We start from the raw sequence: 19,646 nt of genomic DNA on the forward strand, positions 1-19,646 counted from the left end.
TGCAGCGCTGAATTGTCGTTTAAGCTGAAGAGACAAGCATGCGCTAGGAGGGGACGATGCGGAGATGAAGAACGGAAGCTTCGCGTTTCCGCCGGCGGCCCAGCGCGCGCAGGCGCTCGGCGAGATCCACGCAAGGCCCTATACGCTGGTGGCCTCGCCGCGCGTGATCTTCCAGCTGGCGTTTTTGACCGAAGGGGGGACTGCGGTCGATCATGCGGTGCTGGCGGAACTGTCGCGTTCGCGCGGGGTATCGCCGCCGGCGCGCGACGCCAACCACCACGCCATGGGCTGGGGGCAGGGGACGCTGCGCTGGGAGCGCCATACCGAGTTCTCGACCTATTTCTGGGACAGTCCGGCGCCTGCGAAATTCGGCGAGGTGGTGCCCGTCCATCCCTTCGGTGACAGCTTCTCCCCGCCCGGCACGCTGATCGCCGGTATCCGCCTGGAGCTTCGCCCCGACACGCCCGAGACGCGCGAGGCGATCGGCGTCTTCGACCCCACCAGCCTCTGCTACAGCGACGTCAAGGACGGGCAGGCAACGATCGTCACCGACTTCCGCCAGAATGGCGACGGGCTGACGCAGATCCTCGTCATCGACCGCGGCATGACGCCCGCCGGCCGCGGCGCGCTGGTGCAGCGCCTGCTCGACATCGAGACCTACCGGACGCTCGCCATGATGGGCCTGCCGCTCGCCCAGTCGCTCTCGCCGGAGATCCGCCGCATCGAGGACGGGCTGACGGCCGTGACCCAGCGGATGAAGCAGCATGCGCGCGACGAGGCCGATTCGATGCTTGCCGAGATCACCCGGCTCGCCGCCGAGCTCGAAGCCAATGCCGCGCTCAGCCTCTACCGCTTCGGCGCCAGCCGCGCCTATTACGGCATCGTGCAGGAGCGCGTCCGCACGCTGGCGGAGGTGGCGATCCCCGGCCACGAGACGCTCGGCTTCTTCCTCGAGCGCCGCCTCGCGCCGGCGATGCGCACCTGCCAGTCCATCGAGGAGCGCCAGGCCAACCTGTCGCGCAAGCTCGCCCGGGCGACCTCGCTCCTGCGCAGCTGGATCGACGTGGAACTGGAGCAGTTGAACGCGACGCTGCTGAACTCGATGGACCGCCGCGCGAAGCTGCAATTGCGCCTGCAGCAGACGGTCGAGGGCCTGTCGGTCGCGGCGATCTCCTACTACGTGGTCGGCCTGTTCGGCTATGTCGCCAAGGCGCTGCACGACCTCGGCCTCCCGGCCAAGCCGGAGACGCTGACGGGCCTGTCGGTCCCGGTCGTCGTCTTCGGCATGTGGCTGCTGGTCCGCGCGATCCGCCGGAGGCATGCGGAGGAGGACGCGCATTGAACCTTAAAGGGCGTGCTCCCAGTAGGGTGTCGGGCCGTAGAGCTCGGCCAGATAATCGATGAAGACGCGAACCTTGGCGGGCAGGAACTGCCGGCTGGCATAGATCGCCGAGAGCACGACGTTGCGCGAGCCCTCGTATTGCGGCAGCACCTGCACCAGCCGGCCGTCGCTGAGCTCGGCGCCGATGTCCCAGGTCGAGCGGAGCGCGATCCCCATGCCGGCGATCACCGCCTCGCGCACCACTTCGCTGGAATTGGTGACGAGCATTCCCTGCGGCCGGTAGATCACCGTTCCGTCCGGCCCCTCCAGTCGCCAAGCGTCCTGGCTGTGCGGCGGGATGCAGACGTGGGCGGCAAGGTCGCCGATCGATTGCGGCGTGCCGCGGCGCTCCAGATAGGAGGGCGCGGCGGCGAGCACGCGCCGGACCGGGGCGAGCCTGCGGGCGACGAGCGAGGAATCCTGCAGTTCGCCGATCCGGATCGCGAGATCGAAACCATCGCCGACGATGTCGGAGAAATCGTCGGTCAGGACGAGGTTGACGACGAGTTCCGGATTGGCCTCCATGAAGCCGTTCAGATGCGGGGCGATGTGCATCCGCCCGAAGGATGTGGGCGCGGAGATCCGCAAACTCCCCTTCATCGCCGACGCGCGGCCGGAGACGAAGGCTTCCGCATCCTCGATGCCGGCAAGGATGGCGACGATGCGCTCGTGAAAGCCCTGGCCGGCTTCCGTCAGCGAGATCTGCCGGGTGGTGCGCTGGAGGAGCCGCGTGCCGAGCCTTTCCTCCAGCCGCTTGATTCGCTTGGAAACGACCGCCGGCGACAGGCCCAGCATCCGCCCCGCGGCCGACATGCTGCCGGTGGCGACGACGCGCGAGAATATGTCCAGATCACCGAGGTCCGTCACAAATGCGGTCCATTTTCGCCCTAGTGGAAAAGGTGCTTAGCATTTGCCTGGGCATGTGCAAAGTGGTAAACAAAAAAGACCAATTCTGGAATCGGGGGAGGCTTCGCGATGGAGCAGATCGGCTTTCTGCCGCCGAGGGCGGCGGTGCTGTCGCGACGGCGCGAGATCGTCGCCGACCTGGCGGATCTGTTGCCCGAGGGCTGCCTCGTGCACGAGCCGCGCGAACTGGTCCCCTTCGAGACCGACGCCTTCGTCTCCTACCGCCGGGTGCCGCTGGCGGTCGCTCTGCCCGAGACGACGGCGCAGGTCGCAGCAGTGATGAAATACTGCCATCGCTACGCCATCCCCGTCGTTCCCCGCGGCGCCGGCACTTCGCTGTCCGGCGGCGCGATCCCGCAGGAGGACGCCGTCGTGCTCGGCCTCTCCAAGATGTCGCGCATCCTCGATGTCGACTATGCCAACCGCAGCGCCACCGTGCAGGCGGGCGTCACCAATCTTGCGATTTCGGATGCCGTCTCCGCCGACGGATACTTCTACGCACCCGATCCGAGCTCCCAGCTCGCCTGTACGATCGGCGGCAATATCGGCATGAACTCCGGCGGTGCCCATTGCCTGAAATACGGCGTGACGACGAACAACCTGCTGGGCGTCAAGCTGGTGCTCGTCGACGGCACGGTGGTCGAACTCGGCGGCAAGGCGCTCGACGCGCCGGGGCTGGACCTGCTCGGCCTCGTCTGCGGCTCCGAGGGGCAGCTCGGCATTGTCACCGAAGCGACGGTGCGCCTGATCGCCAAGCCTGAAGGCGCCCGCCCGGTGCTGTTCGGCTTCGACAGTTCGGAGGAAGCCGGCGCCTGCGTCGCCGACATCATCGCAGCCGGCATCATCCCTGTCGCGATCGAGTTCATGGATAGGCCGGCGATCACCATCTGCGAAGCCTTTGCCGGCGCCGGCTACCCGAGCGACGTCGAGGCGTTGCTGATCGTCGAGGTCGAGGGCTCCGAGGCCGAGATGGACGACATGCTGCGTGCGATCATCGACATCGCCCGGCGTCACGGGGTGAAGGTGGTCAAGGAAAGTCAGTCGGCCACCCAGGCGGCGCTGATCTGGAAGGGCCGCAAGTCCGCCTTCGGCGCCACCGGCCGCATCGCCGACTATATCTGCATGGACGGCACCGTGCCGCTCAGCCAACTGCCGAACGTGCTGCGCGGCACCGCCGAGATCGTCGAGCGCCACGGCCTGCGCGTCGCCAACGTCTTCCACGCCGGCGACGGCAACATGCACCCGCTGATCCTCTTCAACGCCAACGATCCGGAGGATGCCGCCCGCGCCGAGGAGGCGGGCAACGAGATCCTCAAGCTCTGCGTCGATGCCGGCGGCTGCCTGACCGGCGAGCACGGGGTCGGCATCGAGAAGCGCGACCTGATGCGCCACCAGTATGCCGAGGCCGATCTCGCCCAGCAGATGGCGGTGCGCGCCGCCTTCGATCCGCAGTGGATCCTGAACCCGTCCAAGGTCTTCCCGCTGGAAGGGCGACCGGCGGCATGAGCGTCATCCACGATCCTCTCTCCGAAGACGCCGCCGCGCGGATCATCCTGTCCGCCGCGGCGGCCGGGAGCCCCCTGCAGATCCGCGGCGGCGGGACGCGCACGCTGGCCCAGGCCGGCGGCCGCGATATCCTGTCCTCGGCCAACCTCTCCGGCATCGTCGCCTACAATCCGGCCGAGATGACGATGACGGCCAAGGCCGGCACCCCGCTCGAGGACATCACGGCCGCGCTCGCAAGGCACCGCCAGATGCTCGCCTTCGAGCCGCTCGACCTGCGCCCCGCGCTCGGCACCGGTGGCATCCCGACCATCGGCGGGGTCTTCGCCACCAACGCTTCCGGTCCCCGCCGCTTCGTCGCCGGCGCCGCCCGAGACAGCCTCCTCGGCGTCCGTTTCGTCAACGGCGCGGGCGGGATCGTCAAGGCGGGCGGACGGGTGATGAAGAACGTCACCGGTCTCGACCTTTCGAAGCTGCTCGCCGGCTCGCGCGGCACGCTCGCCTTCCTCACCGAGGTCACCTTCCGGCTGCTGCCGGTGCCCGGGGATGCGACAACGATCGTCGTCTCCGGCCTGAACGACGCGGAGGCCGCAGCCGCCATGGCGACCGCCATGTCGATGACGGTCGAGGTTTCCGGCGCCGCTCACCTGCCCGAAAGCGTGCGCGGCCGCGTCCTCGGTGGACGGTTGCCGGACGGGGCAGCGACCGTGCTTCGGCTCGAGGGGCTGGCGGCTTCGGTCTCGGCCCGTGCCGGGAAGCTTTCCTCCGTCATGGCACCGTTCGGTGCGGTGTCAGTGCTGGACGCCGGCGCGACAGCGCAGCTCTGGCGCGAGATCCGCGACGTCCAGCCCTATGCCGACGGTACGGCGCGCCCGCTCTGGCGCGTCTCCGTCGCCCCGACCGTCGGCCACCAACTCGTCGCCGCCCTGCGCCTGGAGACGGGCGCGGACGCCTATTACGACTGGCAGGGTGGCCTCGTCTGGCTGCGGATGGAGGCCGATCCGGAGGCCGAACTCGTCCGCCGCTACATCAAGGCGCTCGGTGGCGGCCACGCGACGCTGCTGCGCGCATCAGCGGCTGCCATGGCAGCAACGCCGGTGCTGCAGCCGCAGGCCGAGGCGATCGAGGCGCTGACCGCGCGGATCAAGGAGAAGTTCGATCCGGCCGGTCTGTTTCCGGCGGGGCGGTGAGGGGGCGATGATGGCCTGGAGCTTCTTCTCTTCTTCGGTGGACAGGAACCCCTCCCCAACCCCTCCCCACAAGGGGGAGGGGCTAGACTGCCGAACGGCCTCGGCAAACGGGTCGTCGGCGCCAGGTGCAACCTTGCTGCAGAACCTGGAGCGGTGCGGCACGACAAGTCCCTCCCCCTTGTGGGGAGGGGTTGGGGAGGGGACTTTCCTTGCCGATCCCCATGACACGACACAGACAGAGGGTTCGGCCTGATGCAGACCAATTTCACCGCCGAACAGCTCGCTGATCCGCATGTTGCGACGTCGGAGAAGATCCTGCGCAAATGCGTCCATTGCGGCTTCTGCACGGCCACCTGTCCGACCTATGTCACCCTCGGCAACGAGCTCGACAGTCCGCGCGGGCGCATCTACCTGATCAAGGACATGCTGGAGAACGGCCGCGCGGCCGACGAGCAGGTGGTTACCCATATCGACCGCTGCCTTTCCTGCCTCGCCTGCACGACCACCTGTCCCTCCGGCGTCGACTATATGCATCTGGTCGATCACGCGCGGGTGCACATCGAAAACACCTACCGGCGCCCGTTCCGGGAACGGATGATCCGCAACCTGCTGGCGGCGGTACTGCCTTATCCCGGCCGCTTCCGGCTGGCCCTCCATGCCGCCTCCCTCGGCCGGCCCTTCGCTGGGCTGCTGCGGAAGGTGAGGGGGCTCGAGCCCTTCGCCGCCATGCTGGACCTGGCCCCGCGCCGCGTCCCCAAGCCCTCGTCGAGTGCCCGCCCGGGCACACATCCGCCGACAGGTACCCGGCGCGGCCGCGTGGCGATCCTGTCCGGCTGTGCGCAGCCGGTGCTGGAGCCCGGGATCAACGAGGCGACGATCAGGCTCCTGACCCGCCTCGGCGTCGAGGTGGTCGCGCCGGCCGGCGAAGTCTGCTGCGGTTCGCTCGTCCACCACATGGGCCGCGAGGAGCAGGCGCTGCAATCGGCGCGCCGCAATGTCGACGTCTGGCTGCGCGAGGTCGAGAACGGCGGGCTCGACGCGGTCATCGTCACGGCGTCGGGCTGCGGCACCACCATCAAGGACTACGGCTTCATGCTGCGCCTCGATCCGGACTATGCGGAAAAGGCAGCGCGCGTCTCGGCGCTGGCGAAGGACGTCACGGAATATCTCGCCACCCTCGACCTGCCGCAGCAGGAGACGAAGCAGGTGACCGTCACCTATCACTCCGCCTGCTCGATGCAGCACGGCCAGAAGATCACCCAGCTGCCGAAGACGCTGCTGAAGGCTGCCGGCTTCACCGTCCGCGATCCGGCCGAGGGCCACCTCTGCTGCGGCTCGGCCGGCACCTACAACATCATGCAGCCGGAGATCTCGGCGAAGCTGAAGGCGCGCAAGGTGAAGAACCTCGAAGCGACCAAGCCCGACGTGATCGCCACCGGCAACATCGGCTGCATCACCCAGATCGCCACGGGAACCGACGTGCCGATCCTGCACACAATCGAGCTTCTGGACTGGGCCTATGGTGGAGAGAAGCCGGCGCTGCTCGCGTGATCGGCTTCGGGGCGCCGCCGGGGGACCGGAGCGCCTATCGTCCCTGGACGATCTTGACCAGCTTCGGCGTGAACTTGCCCCTCTTCATGTCGACGGCATCGGCATAGGTGAGCCGGCCGGACCGCATGGCCTCGACGGCCCGGGTGCACGCCAAGCGGGCGGCATTCTTTTCCGTGCTGTCGATGATGACGGCGGCTGCACGCTTCTGGCTGGTGGAAAAGCCCTTCGTGCATTCGCTGACCGCGAGTTGCCGGGCCTTCGCACTGCCCTGCAGTGTCGTGACGAGGGCCTCGTACTCCCTTTCGGTGGGCGCACAGCCCGCGAGGAGGCCGACGGAAAGCATGAGTGTCAGGATGCGGGTGCGGTTCATGGCTCTATCTCCGATTGCGCAGATCGTCCGTATCAACGGCGTGACCGACTTGCAATCAGGAGTGGCATGGCGCCAACACTTATTTTGCGACGCGTCCGTCGCGACCCGGTCCGTCAGATGACGAAGGCGGCACGGGTGCCGTCGACGACGAACTGCACGGCAAGGGCTGCGAGGATGACGCCGAGGAGCCGCGTCAGGATCGCCCGTCCGGTGACGCCGAGGTAGCGGTCGATCCTTTCGGCGACATAGAGCGTCACGAACACGATGGCGACGCAGAGCGCAATGACACCGATCAGGGCCACCCGTCCGACAGGCGAGGACATCGAACCCGCCAGAAGCAGCGTCGCCGAAATGGCGCCGGGCCCCGCGATCAGCGGCAGGGCCAGCGGAAAGACGGCGATGTTGCGGATGTGATCCTTGGTGACGGCCACCTCCGAGGTCTTCTTCTTCCGTTCCTGCCGGCGCTCGAACACCATCTCGAAGGCGATGAAGAAGAGGAGCAGGCCGCCCGCGATGCGGAATGCGGCCATGGATATGCCAAGTACGCCAAGGATTCCGGCCCCGAACAGGGCGAAGGCCGCAAGGATGGCAAAGGCGATGATGGAGCCGCGGAACGCGACCTGGGTCCGCTCCGAGCGGTTCATGCCGACGGTGAGCCCCAGGAAGATCGGCGCAAGCCCGGGCGGGTCCAGCGTCACCAGCAAGGTCGCCATGGCATTGACGACCAGATTCCAATCGTACATGCGGCGATCCCCTGTGCCGGTTCATGCGCATACTGGCGATGCGCTTTGCGCCATTGTTAGGCGACAGACGCGGGGAAGGGAAGGGCGGGCGGCGGGCGCCGTCGAAAGCCGCCATCAAATTGCGGCAATTGGCGGATTTCTGGCAAAAGACTGTTCAAAACTTCCCGCAAAATTGGCGCAGTTCAAGCCGTTAGGCTATAAATTCCGCGACTGATTCCGAACAAAGATCGTGACAGACATTGACAGAGCAAACCACTCCCGGCGGCAAGACCCCTCCCGGCATTGAGCCGATTTCGATCATCGAGGAAATGCAGCGGTCCTATCTCGATTACGCGATGAGCGTGATCGTGAGCCGCGCGCTGCCCGATGTGCGCGACGGCATGAAGCCGGTGCACCGGCGCATCCTCTTCAGCATGGGCGAGATGGGGATCGACTGGAACAAAAAATACGTCAAGTGCGCGCGCGTCACCGGCGACGTGATGGGTAAGTACCATCCGCACGGCGATAGTGCGATCTACGACGCGCTGGCGCGCCTGGCGCAGGACTGGTCGCTGCGGCTGCCGCTGATCGACGGTCAGGGCAATTTCGGCTCCGTCGACGGCGATCCACCGGCCGCCCAGCGCTACACGGAATGCCGCCTCGAGAAGGCCGCGCATTCGCTGCTGGACGATCTCGACAAGGAGACGGTCAACTTCCGCGACAACTACGACGGCACAATCCAGGAGCCGACGGTCCTTCCGGCGAAGTTTCCGAACCTGCTCGTCAACGGCGCCGGCGGCATCGCCGTCGGCATGGCGACCAACATCCCGCCGCACAACCTGTCGGAAGTCATCAACGGCTGCGTGGCGCTGATCGACAATCCGGCGATCGAGCTGCCGGACCTGATGCAGATCATCCCGGGCCCCGACTTCCCGACCGGCGCCATGATCCTCGGCCGCGCCGGCATCCGCCAGGCCTACGAGACCGGCCGCGGCTCGGTCATCATGCGCGGCGTCGCCCGCGTCGAGCCGATGCGCGGCGACCGCGAGCAGATCATCATCACCGAGATCCCCTACCAGGTGAACAAGGCGTCGATGATCGAGAAGATGGCCGAACTGGTGCGCGAGAAGCGCATCGAGGGCATCTCGGACCTGCGCGACGAGTCCGACCGCGAGGGCTACCGCGTCGTCATTGAACTGAAGCGCGACGCCAATGCTGACGTGGTGCTCAACCAGCTTTACCGCTACACGCCGCTGCAGACCTCGTTCGGCTGCAACATGGTGGCGCTGAACGGCGGCAAGCCCGAGCAGATGGCGCTGCTCGACATGCTGCGCGCCTTCGTCTCCTTCCGCGAGGAGGTCGTCTCCCGCCGCACCAAGTACCTGCTGCGCAAGGCGCGTGACCGCGCCCACGTGCTCGTCGGTCTCGCGATCGCGGTCGCCAACATCGACGAGGTCATCAGCCTCATCCGCCGCGCGCCCGATCCCCAGACGGCGCGCGAGCAGCTGATGGAGCGGCGCTGGCCGGCCAAGGACGTCGATGCGCTGATCCGCCTGATCGACGATCCGCGCCACCGCATCAACGACGACGGCACCTACAACCTCTCCGAGGAGCAGGCGCGCGCGATCCTCGAGCTGCGCCTTGCCCGCCTGACGGCGCTCGGCCGCGACGAGATCGACGAGGAGCTGAACAAGATCGGCGAGGAGATCCGCGACTATCTCGACATCCTCGGCTCGCGCCTGCGCATCCAGGCGATCGTCAAGGACGAGATGATTGCGATCCGCGACGAGTTCGGTACGCCGCGCCGCACCGAGATCGCCGATTTCGGCCCGGACATGGACGACGAGGACCTGATTGCCCCCGAGGACATGGTGGTCACCGTTTCGCATGCCGGCTACGTCAAGCGCGTGCCGCTTGCGACCTATCGCGCCCAGCGCCGCGGCGGCAAGGGCCGCTCGGGCATGGCGACGCGCGACGAGGACTTCGTCACGCGGCTGTTCGTGGCCAACACGCATACGCCGGTGCTGTTCTTCTCATCGCGCGGCATCGTCTACAAGGAGAAGGTCTGGCGCCTGCCGATCGGCACGCCGCAGTCCAAGGGCAAGGCGCTGATCAACATGCTGCCGATCGAGCCCGGCGAGCGGATTACCACCATCATGCCGCTGCCCGAGGACGAGAGCACCTGGGCGAACCTCGACGTGATGTTCTCGACCACGCGCGGCACCGTCCGGCGCAACAAGCTGTCCGACTTCGTCCAGGTCAACCGTAACGGCAAGATCGCGATGAAGCTGGAGGACGAGGGCGACGAGATCCTCTCGGTTGAGACCTGCACCGACCAGGACGACGTGCTGCTGACGACGGCGCTCGGCCAGTGCATCCGCTTCCCGGTCGACGACGTTCGCGTCTTCGCCGGCCGCAACTCGGTCGGCGTGCGCGGCATCTCGATGGGCCAGGGCGACCGCATCATCTCGATGACGATCGTCAGCCACGTCGACGCCGAACCCTGGGAGCGCGCCGCCTACCTGAAGCGCTCCGCCGCCGAACGCCGGGCTGCCGGCGGCGAGGCCGAGGAGATCGCGCTGGTCGGCGAGGAGGTCACCGAGGAGGGGCAGCTTTCCGATGATCGCTACGAGGAGCTGAAGACGCGCGAGCAGTTCGTGCTGACCGTCTCCGAGAAGGGCTTCGGCAAGCGGTCGTCCTCCTACGACTTCCGCACCTCCGGCCGCGGCGGCAAGGGCATCCGCGCCACCGACACCTCCAAGACCGCCGAGATCGGCGATCTGGTCGCAGCCTTCCCGGTCGACGACGGCGACCAGCTGATGCTGGTCTCGGACGGCGGCCAGCTGATCCGGGTGCCGGTCAACGGCATTCGCATCGCCAGCCGCGCCACCAAGGGCGTGACCATCTTCTCCACCGCCAAGGATGAGAAGGTCGTCTCCGTCGAGCGCATCAGCGAGCCGGACGGCGAGGACGAACTCGACGGCAACGGCGTCGAGGGTGACGGCGTGGAAGGCAATGGTGTGGAAGGTACGGAAGCCGGGATGGCTCCGCCTTCGACCGACGGGGGCGAGACGCCCGAATAGGGACGACCGTCACCGGGCGGCAATGACTTGGCGATAGATAGGGAAAGGCCGGCGCGGGGCGCCGGCCTTTCTTCATGCAGGTCGCTTGAGGGGAAAGCGCCTGCGAGGACGGCGGCAAGGGGAGGTGCGGCGAGGACGGGCTCCGGTGTTGCCTTCTTTCCGGAAACCGGCCTTGCGCCTTACACGTCGAAGCCGCCTGCTTTCCGTCGCATCGCCCTGATCGCGACCCGTTCCTGGCGCAGCGCCAGGATGGTCCGCGAAAAGTCGATGGTGAAGATCATGCTGATCAGGATGGCGAAGAACATCATCACGGCGGTCATGATCAGGCCTCCCGGTGGGTGCGGATCCACTTGCCGCGCGGGCTGGCCGCAAGGGAGCTCCGGCGCGCTTCGCGGCGGGTGGCCCGCATGCTGGCCGTGGTCAGGAGGACGAACATCGTCATGCAGAGTAGTGCGAGTGCCATGGTGCTTTTCCTTTTCCGATCGGAAAACGCATTCCCTTGATTGAACTTGCAACCAGAACGCCGCTGCTTCGACATTTGTTCCCGATCACCTATATGGACATCGAAGCCGTGCGCGGCCGACCGGTCCTGCATCTCGCGTCGGTGGCATAGCGCCCGTCAGTTTGACGGGGACACCGGCGGCTTCGGCAGGCCGCTCTCTTGCTTATGGCTCTGCCGCGTGACACAACGCGCCAAAACGGGAAAACGCCATGGCCGTCGCCTTCTATCCGGGTTCCTTCGACCCGATCACCAACGGGCACCTCGACGTGCTTGTGCAGGCGTTGAACATTGCGCCGAAGGTGGTGGTCGCGATCGGCATCCATCCCGGCAAGACGCCGCTGTTCTCCTTCGATGAGCGCGCCGACCTGATCCGGCAGGCGATCGCCGAGGCGCTGCCCGCGCGCGCCGCCGACGTCACCGTGGTTTCCTTCGACAAGCTGGTGGTCGATGCGGCCAGGTCCCATGCCGCGCACCTCCTGATCCGGGGCCTGCGCGACGGTACCGATCTCGACTACGAGATGCAGATGGCCGGCATGAACCAGCAGATGGCACCGGACGTCCAGACCGTATTCCTGCCTGCGGGGGTTGCATCGCGACCCATAACCGCCACATTGGTTCGTCAGATCGCGGGAATGGGCGGTGACGTCAGCGCCTTTGTTCCCAGGGTCGTCGATGCAGCGTTGAAGGCGCGCAGGCGCACCTGATCCATTTCAACGAAACGGAGTGACCATGAAACTCTTCAAGTACGCCCTTGCCGGCGCCCTCCTTCTTGCTACCGCCAGCGGCAGCGCCTGGGCCCAGGCGAAGGAATACCTGACGATCCAGCTGAAGGACGGCCCGGTCGTCGTCGAGCTGCGTCCGGATGTCGCGCCCAAGCATGTCGAGCGCCTCAAGGCGCTGGCGGAGAAGGGCGAATACGACAACGTCGCCTTCCACCGCGTCATCGACGGCTTCATGGCGCAGACCGGCGACGTCCAGTACGGCGACATGGAGCAGGGCTTCGAAGCCTCGGCTGCCGGCACCGGCGGCTCCTCGGAGCCGAACCTGCCGGCCGAGTTCTCCGACGTACCCTTCGTGCGCGGCACGGTCGGCATGGCGCGCGCCCAGGACCCGAACTCCGCCAATTCGCAGTTCTTCATCATGTTCGCCCCCGGCGATTTCCTGAACGGCCAGTACACGGTCGTCGGCCAGGTGGTCGAAGGCATGGAGAACGTCGACAAGATCAAGCGCGGCGACGATGCCAACAACGGCGCCGTCACCGAGCCCGACCGGATGATCAAGGTCACCGTCGGAAAGTAAGCCTTCCAAACCAAGGAGAAAGACCATGGCCGAGATCAAGGATCCGGAAAACACCATCATCATGGAGACCTCGAAGGGCAAGGTCGTCATCCAGCTTCTGCCGGATCTCGCCCCCGGTCACGTCGCCCGCATCAAGGAGCTGACGCGTGAGGGCGCCTATGACGGCGTCGTGTTCCACCGCGTCATCGAGGACTTCATGGCCCAGACCGGCGACGTCCAGTACGGCAAGACCGGCGGCAAGGACTTCAATCCCGCCCGCGCCGGCATGGGCGGCTCGGAAAAGCCGGACCTGAAGGCCGAATTCTCGAACATGAGCCACGTCCGCGGCACCTGCTCGATGGCCCGCAGCCAGATGCCGAACTCGGCCAACTCGCAGTTCTTCATCTGCTTCACCGACGCCCCCTGGCTGAACAAGCAGTACTCGGTCTGGGGCCAGGTCATCGACGGCATGGACAACATCGACAAGATCAAGCGCGGCGAACCGGTGAAGGATCCCGACACCATCGTCTCGATGAAGGTCGCAGCCGACGCCTGATCGCTGCAGCGTGCCGGAAACCCGCTCCGTATGCGCGCAGGCGCCGGGGCGGGTTTCCCTTTTTCGCCGAAATGGTTTATCGCCACGACGAACCCGAAGATCCTAGTTCCGATGCGCATTGACCTGTTCGACTTCGAGCTCCCCGAGGAGCGGATCGCCCTACGCCCGGTGACCCCGCGCGAGGCGGCGCGGCTGCTCGTCGTCCGTCCCGGCGAAGCCCGGCTCTTCGAGGATCGCCATGTCGGCGACCTGCCGGACTTCCTGCAGGCGGGCGACGCCCTGGTCTTCAACGATACCCGCGTGATCCCGGCGCAACTGGAAGGCATCCGCCATCGCGAAGGGGCAGGCGGCCAGCAGGTCTCCGCCACGCTGCACATGCGCATCGCCGCCGATCGCTGGAAGGCGTTCGCCCGGCCCGGCAAGCGGATCAAGGTCGGCGACCGCATCGCCTTCGGCCACGGCGGCAACGCCTGCCTGCTCGGCGCGCTCGATGCGATCGTGGAGGAGAAGGGCGAGGGCGGCGAGGTGACGCTGCGCTTCGATCTGTCCGGACCCATCCTCGACGAGGCGATCGCCGCGGTCGGCCACATCCCGCTGCCGCCCTATATCGCCTCCAAGCGCGAGGACGACGCCGACGACCGCCGCGACTACCAGACGATCTACGCCCGCGAGGAGGGCGCCGTCGCCGCGCCCACGGCCGGCCTCCACTTCACCGAGGCGCTGTTCGAGGCGCTTGATCGTAAGGGCGTCGAGCGCCATTTCGTGACGCTGCATGTGGGGGCGGGGACGTTCCTGCCGGTCAAGGCCGACGATACCGACGACCACGTCATGCACCAGGAGATCGGTTATGTTTCGAGGCGGACGGCAGAGGCGCTGAACGCCGTGCGGGCACGCGGCGGTCGGATCGTCTGTGTCGGAACAACCTCGCTCCGTCTGCTCGAAAGTGCGGCGCGCGACGACGGCACGATCGAGCCCTGGTCGGGCGCCACCGGCATCTTCATCACGCCGGGCTACCGGTTTCGCACTGCCGACGTGCTGATGACCAATTTTCATCTGCCGAAGTCGACGCTGTTCATGCTCGTCTCTGCCTTCAGCGGGCTGGAGACGATGCGGGCGGCCTATGCGCACGCCATCGAGACCGGCTACCGCTTCTACTCCTATGGCGACGCCAGCCTGCTCTTCCGGAAAGAACCATGACCGAACGCTTCGAATTCAAGCTGCTTGCGACTGACGGCAAGGCGCGGCGCGGCGAAGTCTCCATGCCGCGCGGTACGATCCGCACGCCGGCCTTCATGCCGGTCGGCACGGTCGGCACCGTCAAGGCGATGTATCTGGACCAGGTGCGCGACCTCGGCGCCGACATCATCCTCGGCAACACCTATCACCTGATGCTGCGCCCGGGCGCAGAACGCGTCGCCCGCCTCGGCGGCCTGCACGAGCTGATCCGCTGGCCCTGGCCGATCCTGACCGATTCCGGCGGCTTCCAGGTGATGTCGCTCTCCGGTCTGCGCAAGCTCGACGAGCAGGGCGTCACCTTCAAGAGCCATGTCGACGGCTCGCTGCACCACATGTCGCCGGAGCGCTCGATCGAGATCCAGGGCCTGCTCGACAGCGACATCCAGATGCAGCTCGACGAATGCGTGCGCCTGCCCGCGGAACCGAAAGAGATCGAGCGGGCGATGGAGATGTCCTACCGCTGGGCCGAGCGCTGCAAGGTGGCCTTCGGCGACCAGCCGGGCAAGGCGATGTTCGGCATCGTCCAGGGCGGCGACATCGCGGAGCTGCGCGTGCGCTCGGCGCAGGCGCTTTCCGGCCTCGACCTCAAGGGCTATGCGATCGGCGGTCTGGCCGTCGGCGAGCCACAGGCCGTCATGCTCGAGATGATCGACACCACCTGTCCGCACCTGCCATACGAAAAGCCGCGCTACCTGATGGGCGTCGGCACGCCGGACGATATCCTGAAATCCGTCGCCCACGGCATCGACATGTTCGACTGCGTGATGCCGACCCGCTCCGGCCGCCACGGCCTGGCCTTCACCCGCCACGGCCGCATCAATATCCGCAACGCCCGCCATGCCGAGGACATGCGTCCGCTCGACGAGCAGTCGGCCTGCCCGGCGACCCGCGACTACTCGCGCGCCTACCTGCACCACCTCGTGCGCGCCAACGAATCGCTCGGCGGCATGCTTTTGACCTGGAGCAACCTCGCCTACTACCAGGAACTGATGGCCGGCATCCGCGCTGCCATCGAAGCGGGCCGCTACGGCGACTTCATGGCGGAGACGCAGGACGGCTGGGCGCGCGGCGAGGCGGAAGCGAAGAAGAACGCCTGACACCGATTATTCTACGAGTGTTTTATAAAAACAGTAGGATAAGTTGGTTTCTTAAATAACAGGTTCGGATATGGGGCCGCTCAGATGTCCGGCCCCGCCACCGAGCGCATCATGTGCACGCCGTTGATCCTGTAGCTGCCATCGGGCTGGCGCACGACCTGGTAGACGGCGGTCCAGTCCTTGCCGTCGCTGCCGTTGATCAGGACTTCCTGCAGGACGGTGTCGTCTGCGACCCTGCTGCGACCGAAGGCGAAATTGCCGGGGCGATAGACGGGCGCATAACCGCGTTTGACCATGTCGAAGAAGGACGTCTCGTCGGGGAATTTCTGCCGGATGGCCGGGGAGGCGAAGGCGTAGGCAGCCGCCGCATCGTCGGCAAGAAAAGCCTCGATCTGCGCCGCGATCACCTTCTGCACGGTCAGGACCGGATCGTCTGCCGTGGCCGGTCCTGCCGGCGGCAGCAGCAGCATGCAGACTGCGAGGGCAGCCCGGACGATCTTCATGGCGCGCTCCGATCCCGTCTGTCAAAGCTAGCGCACATCCTGAGATTTGGAAGAGGTCATAGGCAGGTGGGAGGAGGGCTCCTGGCTGATAAGTCCAGATATTTATGGTTTAATATCAATTATATCTGTAACAATTCTAATGCGAAGCCTGAGATTCAGCGTGCCAGATTGCCGGCATGGCGGCGAACTGCCCGTTGCCGCCCGCACCCCGCTTCATTGGCCGTGCGCCATCTGCTGCCCGTGCGCTGCCACGATCGCATCCGCCTCCTTGCCGTAGACCTCCTCGAAATGGTCGAACGCCTTGGAGAAGTAGCCGATGCCCTGGCTGGCCGAGCGGAGCGAGCGGGCGAGGTCCTCGAGCATGCTGGCGGGAATGAGGGCGCGGAACGTGTCCCAGCCCTTAGCCGCCTCGTCGCGGTCGAAGCCGAGCACCTGGCCCTTGAGCGCCGACACGATCTGCACCAGCCCGCCGGTATAGACCGAGGGGATGTGGATCTCGACGCGGGCGATCGGCTGCATCAGCACCGGCGCGGCCTGTGCCATGGCCTGCCGCGCCCCCATCTTGGCCGCGGTGCGGAAGGCATACTCCGAACTGTCGACGGCATGATGCTGGCCGTCCGTCAGGGTCACGCCGACATCGATGACGCCGAAGCCGAGCGGTCCCTTGTCCATGGCCTCGCGCGCGCCGGCCTCGACGGCGGGGATAAAGTTGCGCGGCACCGCGCCGCCCTTGACGACCTCGGCAAAGGAGAAGCCGTCGCCGCGGCCGTTCGGATGGACACTGAGCTTGACGTCGGCGAACTGGCCGGCGCCGCCCGTCTGCTTGCGGTGGCGGTAGTGGACGTCTGACGGCCGCGAGACCGTCTCCCGATAGACAGGGCTCGGCGGCTGGTCCTCCACGACGATGTGGAAGACGTCGGAGAGCGTCCGTGCGACCTCGCGCAGATGCAGGAGGCCCTGGATGCTGATGAGATAGGCGCCGGTGCCTTCCTCCTGCGACAGGCGCAGGCCGCGGTCTGTCTCGGCGATCTTGGCGAGCGCCGAGGACAGCTTGGTCTCGTCACGTTCGTTGTTCGGAACGAGGATCCGCTCCAGCATGGGCGAGGGTGGCGCCGTCCAGTCCGGCGGCGGGAAGGCGGTCCCGACCGCGAGCAGGGCAGGGACGGGCAGGCGATCCGACTTGACCGAGGCGAACACCTCTCCCGGCGCAAGCTGGCCGTTGGCGACCGGGCGGGCGGCAATCGGATCCTGCAGCGTGCCGAGACCGCCTTCGCCGAGGGCCGCGGCCTGTTTGATCTCGCCCAGCGCGCGGCCCAGCACAGTCTTGCCGATGTTCTGGCGATGGAAGGCGTGGAAGGTCATGGCAGCAATGTCGGCACCCGCCGCCGCGGCGAGCCGGTCGCGCAGGGCTTCGACCGGCGGCGCCTCGTGGCGCAGCGCCTTCATCAGCCGCTGCATGCCGTTGCCGTGGCCGGCCGAGCCGATGAAGACGGGGGTGATGCGGTTTTCTTTCAGGATGCGGGTGGCGATGGAATAGAGGGCGGCGCCGTCCGGCTCGCGATCCTCGATCAGTTCCTCCAGCAGCCAGTCGTCGAACTCCGAAAGGTGCTCGAGAAGCTCGGTGCGCGCCTCCTGTTCGCGCTCCGTCACGTCCTTCGGCAGGGCGACGAGATTGGAGGGCTGGCCCTCGCGGTAGCGCCAGGCCCGTTCGGAAATGAGATCGACGCTGCCGACGATCGTCTCGCCCTCGCGGATCGGCACCTGCCGGAGGACGAGCGTATGGCCGGCATAGTCCTGGAGGGCCGCGATCACGTCGCGGATGCGGCCGCGCGGCTCGTCGATCCGGTTAACGAAGATGATGCAGGGCGTCCCGGACGCCTCGATGACCCTGAGATAGGGCGCGGCGAGGACGGCTTCCTCCGGCGCCGGCGAAACGCACAGGATGCAGGCGTCGCTGGCCAGCAGCGCGTTCTGCGCATGGGCGATGGCCTCGACCGAGCCCGGCGTATCGAGCGCGCACCAGGCTTCACCGCCGTATTCGAAGGTGCATATGTTCAATCCGGACGGCGTGGCGGTCTTCTTGCCGCCGCCCTCCAGCGCGCCCAGTTTTTCGACGAGCGTCGATTTGCCCGCCTGCGACGGGCCGACCACGGCAAAGCAGCGCATCGGCATTCCTCCCTCTGCCAGCATCGCAACTCTCTCCTTTCAACAGGATGACGCGAAGCGGACGGAAGCGCCAGAGAGGGGAACGCATTTTCTTTCAAGGCCCAAGCTGGGCCCGGTCGCAATGCTGTCTTCGGCAGCCTACGCAGCGGGCGGCATCAGGCGGCGCGCGAGCCGTACCATTTGACGGCCGCCGCCTCGCCGACGGCCACGCCGAAGAGGATGGCCACCGTCGTCAGATGGATCAGGAAATTGGTGGTGTTCGACACCAGCAGATAGGTGACGCCGAGCAGGGAGATGCCGGCGATATGGGCGTAGGGGACGATGCGCGACGAAGCCGCCCGCATCCAGCCGAGGCCGGCGAGATAGAGGGCAGGGCCGCCGAGAAGCGCCAGGGCGCTGCTGGCCGAACCGCTCTCGAACGGATGGGTGAGGCTGAAATCCTCACCGACGGCGGTCAGGATGATGCCGGCGATGATCGGCAGGTGGCCATAGGTGAAGAGATGTTGGGCGGTTTCCTGCGGCCTGCTCGTTTGCTCAGCCTTCTCGGCAGCCTTCTCCTGGCCGTGGTGGAAGTAGAGCCACCACATCAGCACGGTGGTGAGAAAGGCCAGCACGAGGACCGGCATAGTCGCGGCATTTTCGAGATGCGCCGAGGCGTTCTTGCCTGTCGTCAGGATCGTCTCGCCGAGCGCGATGATGACGAAGAGCGCACAGCGTTCGGCCAGATGCTCGCCATCGACCTTGAGCGCCTCGGGCGGCGCTGCGCCGATCGACGGCAGCCAGTAGCGCGCCACCGGGCCGATATATTCGACGGCGAGCGCGGCCACCCAGAAGAGCACGCGCAGATGCGGCTCCGACAGGCCGCCGGCAACCCACAGCGCACCGGATACCACAAGCCAGGCGGTGATGCGCAGGAACGTCGTGAAGGCGGCGCGATCGCCATTGCGGAACGCGTAGAGGGCAAGGAGCGAACGGCTGAGTTGCATCGCGCAGTAGGCGAGGGCGAAGACGAGCCCCATGTCGGTGAACGCCTTCGGAAGCGCGATCGCGAGCACGATCCCGAGGAACATCAGTACGAACAGAAAGATCCTGACCGGCACGATCTCGGAATCGAGCAGATTGGTCACCCAGGTCGTATGGATCCACACCCACCAGAGCGCCAGGATGAACAGCACGGCCTCGCTCGCAATGCCAAAGGTGAAATCCTCCACCAGCGTCTCCGACAGCTGGATCAGCGCGAAGACGAAGACGAGATCGAAAAAGAGTTCGGGAAAGCTCGCGCTCGAAGCCTCCGCATCGTCCTTGCGCAGCCAATACCGCCTGTCGTCTGCCATGAAGCCTCCCGCTCGCCGCCGACATGCTATCCTGTCCGGCGCCGGGAACGAAAGGGCTGATGCGCTGCATCAGATTGTCGAACGATGGTGGCCGAACTGGCGAGCTATCGGGTCGATCGGCGAGGGTCAATTGCGTATAGAAATCATTGGCATGTCGCACTTGGAAATAGAATGTACCCGGCTACACAGAGTGTCAAAGCTGAATAGGGCTGCGACGCTGTCGGCCAGTTAGAAACGCGACACTGGCACGGATGATCAGCCCCCGATC

Annotated in this window: 18 protein-coding genes; 10 read left to right on the forward strand and 8 right to left on the reverse strand. The window is 66.4% G+C overall.

What is annotated here, in order from left to right; all coding sequences use genetic code 11:
• The first annotated feature begins 64 nt into the window (after positions 1-64).
• On the forward strand, positions 65-1,342 hold the full coding sequence (locus tag OCK02_RS23355) for a DUF3422 family protein (RefSeq protein WP_263815097.1): 1,278 nt from the start codon (positions 65-67) through the stop codon (positions 1,340-1,342).
• A 3-nt stretch (positions 1,343-1,345) separates the two neighbouring features.
• On the opposite strand, the gene OCK02_RS23360 is transcribed toward OCK02_RS23355, so the two are convergent.
• A complete protein-coding gene (locus OCK02_RS23360; protein WP_263815098.1) occupies positions 1,346-2,248 on the reverse strand; it encodes a LysR family transcriptional regulator in 903 nt (300 codons plus the stop codon).
• 108 nt (positions 2,249-2,356) lie between these two features.
• Between OCK02_RS23360 and OCK02_RS23365 the strand changes: the two genes are divergently transcribed.
• The 3 genes from OCK02_RS23365 to glcF all read left to right on the forward strand — a co-directional run bounded on the left by OCK02_RS23365 (position 2,357) and on the right by glcF (position 6,531).
• On the forward strand, positions 2,357-3,793 hold the full coding sequence (locus OCK02_RS23365; RefSeq protein ID WP_263815099.1) for an FAD-linked oxidase C-terminal domain-containing protein: 1,437 nt from the start codon (positions 2,357-2,359) through the stop codon (positions 3,791-3,793).
• On the forward strand, positions 3,790-4,980 hold the full coding sequence (locus OCK02_RS23370; RefSeq protein WP_263815100.1) for an FAD-binding protein: 1,191 nt from the start codon (positions 3,790-3,792) through the stop codon (positions 4,978-4,980). The genes OCK02_RS23365 and OCK02_RS23370 overlap by 4 nt, the downstream gene beginning before the upstream one ends.
• Positions 4,981-5,232: 252 nt before the next feature.
• The gene (gene glcF, locus OCK02_RS23375) at positions 5,233-6,531 is read left to right on the forward strand and encodes a glycolate oxidase subunit GlcF (protein ID WP_263815101.1); all 1,299 of its coding nucleotides are present in this window, start codon (positions 5,233-5,235) and stop codon (positions 6,529-6,531) included.
• A 34-nt stretch (positions 6,532-6,565) separates the two neighbouring features.
• On the opposite strand, the gene OCK02_RS23380 is transcribed toward glcF, so the two are convergent.
• Entirely contained in the window at positions 6,566-6,901 is a 336-nt protein-coding gene (locus OCK02_RS23380) for a hypothetical protein (protein WP_230808238.1), read from the reverse strand.
• A gap of 113 nt (positions 6,902-7,014) precedes the next feature.
• Positions 7,015-7,644, reverse strand: a complete 630-nt coding sequence (locus OCK02_RS23385) for a MarC family protein (protein ID WP_263815102.1) — start codon at positions 7,642-7,644, stop codon at positions 7,015-7,017.
• 239 nt (positions 7,645-7,883) lie between these two features.
• Here OCK02_RS23385 and gyrA point away from each other — a divergent pair, with 239 nt between their 5' ends.
• Positions 7,884-10,706, forward strand: a complete 2,823-nt coding sequence (gyrA, locus tag OCK02_RS23390) for a DNA gyrase subunit A (protein WP_263815103.1) — start codon at positions 7,884-7,886, stop codon at positions 10,704-10,706.
• Positions 10,707-10,885: 179 nt separating this feature from the next.
• On the opposite strand, the gene OCK02_RS23395 is transcribed toward gyrA, so the two are convergent.
• Together OCK02_RS23395 and OCK02_RS23400 are read right to left on the reverse strand one after the other, a co-directional pair.
• Complete coding sequence (locus tag OCK02_RS23395) at positions 10,886-11,026, reverse strand: hypothetical protein (protein WP_230808235.1); 141 nt, start codon at positions 11,024-11,026, stop codon at positions 10,886-10,888.
• Between the two features lie 2 nt (positions 11,027-11,028).
• The gene (locus OCK02_RS23400; RefSeq protein ID WP_263815104.1) at positions 11,029-11,169 is read right to left on the reverse strand and encodes a hypothetical protein; all 141 of its coding nucleotides are present in this window, start codon (positions 11,167-11,169) and stop codon (positions 11,029-11,031) included.
• A gap of 248 nt (positions 11,170-11,417) precedes the next feature.
• On the opposite strand from OCK02_RS23400, the gene coaD reads away from it, so the two are divergent.
• The 5 genes from coaD (at position 11,418) to tgt (ending at position 15,375) form a co-directional block, all read left to right on the forward strand.
• Positions 11,418-11,912: a pantetheine-phosphate adenylyltransferase gene (gene coaD, locus OCK02_RS23405; protein WP_230808233.1), complete on the forward strand. Its 495-nt coding sequence runs from the start codon at positions 11,418-11,420 to the stop codon at positions 11,910-11,912.
• Positions 11,913-11,937: 25 nt separating this feature from the next.
• The gene (locus tag OCK02_RS23410; protein WP_263815105.1) at positions 11,938-12,507 is read left to right on the forward strand and encodes a peptidylprolyl isomerase; all 570 of its coding nucleotides are present in this window, start codon (positions 11,938-11,940) and stop codon (positions 12,505-12,507) included.
• Positions 12,508-12,532: 25 nt separating this feature from the next.
• A complete protein-coding gene (locus OCK02_RS23415; protein ID WP_230808231.1) occupies positions 12,533-13,042 on the forward strand; it encodes a peptidylprolyl isomerase in 510 nt (169 codons plus the stop codon).
• A 111-nt stretch (positions 13,043-13,153) separates the two neighbouring features.
• Positions 13,154-14,239, forward strand: coding sequence for a tRNA preQ1(34) S-adenosylmethionine ribosyltransferase-isomerase QueA (gene queA / locus OCK02_RS23420; RefSeq protein ID WP_263815106.1), 1,086 nt, complete (start codon positions 13,154-13,156; stop codon positions 14,237-14,239).
• Positions 14,236-15,375 carry a tRNA guanosine(34) transglycosylase Tgt gene (gene tgt, locus OCK02_RS23425; RefSeq protein ID WP_263815107.1) on the forward strand — a complete coding sequence of 380 codons (1,140 nt, stop codon included), beginning with the start codon at positions 14,236-14,238 and terminating at the stop codon, positions 15,373-15,375. The genes queA and tgt overlap by 4 nt, the downstream gene beginning before the upstream one ends.
• 80 nt (positions 15,376-15,455) lie before the next feature.
• On the opposite strand, the gene OCK02_RS23430 is transcribed toward tgt, so the two are convergent.
• From OCK02_RS23430 to OCK02_RS23440, 3 genes are all read right to left on the reverse strand, one after another.
• Complete coding sequence (locus tag OCK02_RS23430; RefSeq protein WP_263815108.1) at positions 15,456-15,878, reverse strand: DUF4864 domain-containing protein; 423 nt, start codon at positions 15,876-15,878, stop codon at positions 15,456-15,458.
• 213 nt (positions 15,879-16,091) lie between these two features.
• Complete coding sequence (locus OCK02_RS23435; protein ID WP_263815112.1) at positions 16,092-18,044, reverse strand: elongation factor G; 1,953 nt, start codon at positions 18,042-18,044, stop codon at positions 16,092-16,094.
• Between the two features lie 155 nt (positions 18,045-18,199).
• Positions 18,200-19,378, reverse strand: coding sequence for a low temperature requirement protein A (locus OCK02_RS23440; protein ID WP_263815109.1), 1,179 nt, complete (start codon positions 19,376-19,378; stop codon positions 18,200-18,202).
• Between the last annotated feature and the right edge of the window lie 268 nt (positions 19,379-19,646).

Origin of the sequence: Rhizobium sp. TRM96647 (genome assembly GCF_025780115.1) — a bacterium.
GTDB lineage: Bacteria > Pseudomonadota > Alphaproteobacteria > Rhizobiales > Rhizobiaceae > Mycoplana.

What these genes read in the sequence shown, in the direction of transcription:
- OCK02_RS23440 (WP_263815109.1), bottom strand. Translation starts at nt 19,378, where the DNA reads ATGGCAGACGACAGGCGGTATTGGCTGCGCAAGGACGATGCGGAGGCT.
- OCK02_RS23370 (WP_263815100.1), top strand. Translation starts at nt 3,790, where the DNA reads ATGAGCGTCATCCACGATCCTCTCTCCGAAGACGCCGCCGCGCGGATC.
- OCK02_RS23385 (WP_263815102.1), bottom strand. Translation starts at nt 7,644, where the DNA reads ATGTACGATTGGAATCTGGTCGTCAATGCCATGGCGACCTTGCTGGTG.
- tgt (WP_263815107.1), top strand. Translation starts at nt 14,236, where the DNA reads ATGACCGAACGCTTCGAATTCAAGCTGCTTGCGACTGACGGCAAGGCG.
- OCK02_RS23380 (WP_230808238.1), bottom strand. Translation starts at nt 6,901, where the DNA reads ATGAACCGCACCCGCATCCTGACACTCATGCTTTCCGTCGGCCTCCTC.
- glcF (WP_263815101.1), top strand. Translation starts at nt 5,233, where the DNA reads ATGCAGACCAATTTCACCGCCGAACAGCTCGCTGATCCGCATGTTGCG.
- OCK02_RS23400 (WP_263815104.1), bottom strand. Translation starts at nt 11,169, where the DNA reads ATGGCACTCGCACTACTCTGCATGACGATGTTCGTCCTCCTGACCACG.
- queA (WP_263815106.1), top strand. Translation starts at nt 13,154, where the DNA reads ATGCGCATTGACCTGTTCGACTTCGAGCTCCCCGAGGAGCGGATCGCC.
- OCK02_RS23395 (WP_230808235.1), bottom strand. Translation starts at nt 11,026, where the DNA reads ATGACCGCCGTGATGATGTTCTTCGCCATCCTGATCAGCATGATCTTC.
- OCK02_RS23410 (WP_263815105.1), top strand. Translation starts at nt 11,938, where the DNA reads ATGAAACTCTTCAAGTACGCCCTTGCCGGCGCCCTCCTTCTTGCTACC.
- OCK02_RS23355 (WP_263815097.1), top strand. Translation starts at nt 65, where the DNA reads ATGAAGAACGGAAGCTTCGCGTTTCCGCCGGCGGCCCAGCGCGCGCAG.
- OCK02_RS23365 (WP_263815099.1), top strand. Translation starts at nt 2,357, where the DNA reads ATGGAGCAGATCGGCTTTCTGCCGCCGAGGGCGGCGGTGCTGTCGCGA.
- coaD (WP_230808233.1), top strand. Translation starts at nt 11,418, where the DNA reads ATGGCCGTCGCCTTCTATCCGGGTTCCTTCGACCCGATCACCAACGGG.
- OCK02_RS23430 (WP_263815108.1), bottom strand. Translation starts at nt 15,878, where the DNA reads ATGAAGATCGTCCGGGCTGCCCTCGCAGTCTGCATGCTGCTGCTGCCG.
- OCK02_RS23415 (WP_230808231.1), top strand. Translation starts at nt 12,533, where the DNA reads ATGGCCGAGATCAAGGATCCGGAAAACACCATCATCATGGAGACCTCG.
- OCK02_RS23435 (WP_263815112.1), bottom strand. Translation starts at nt 18,044, where the DNA reads ATGCGCTGCTTTGCCGTGGTCGGCCCGTCGCAGGCGGGCAAATCGACG.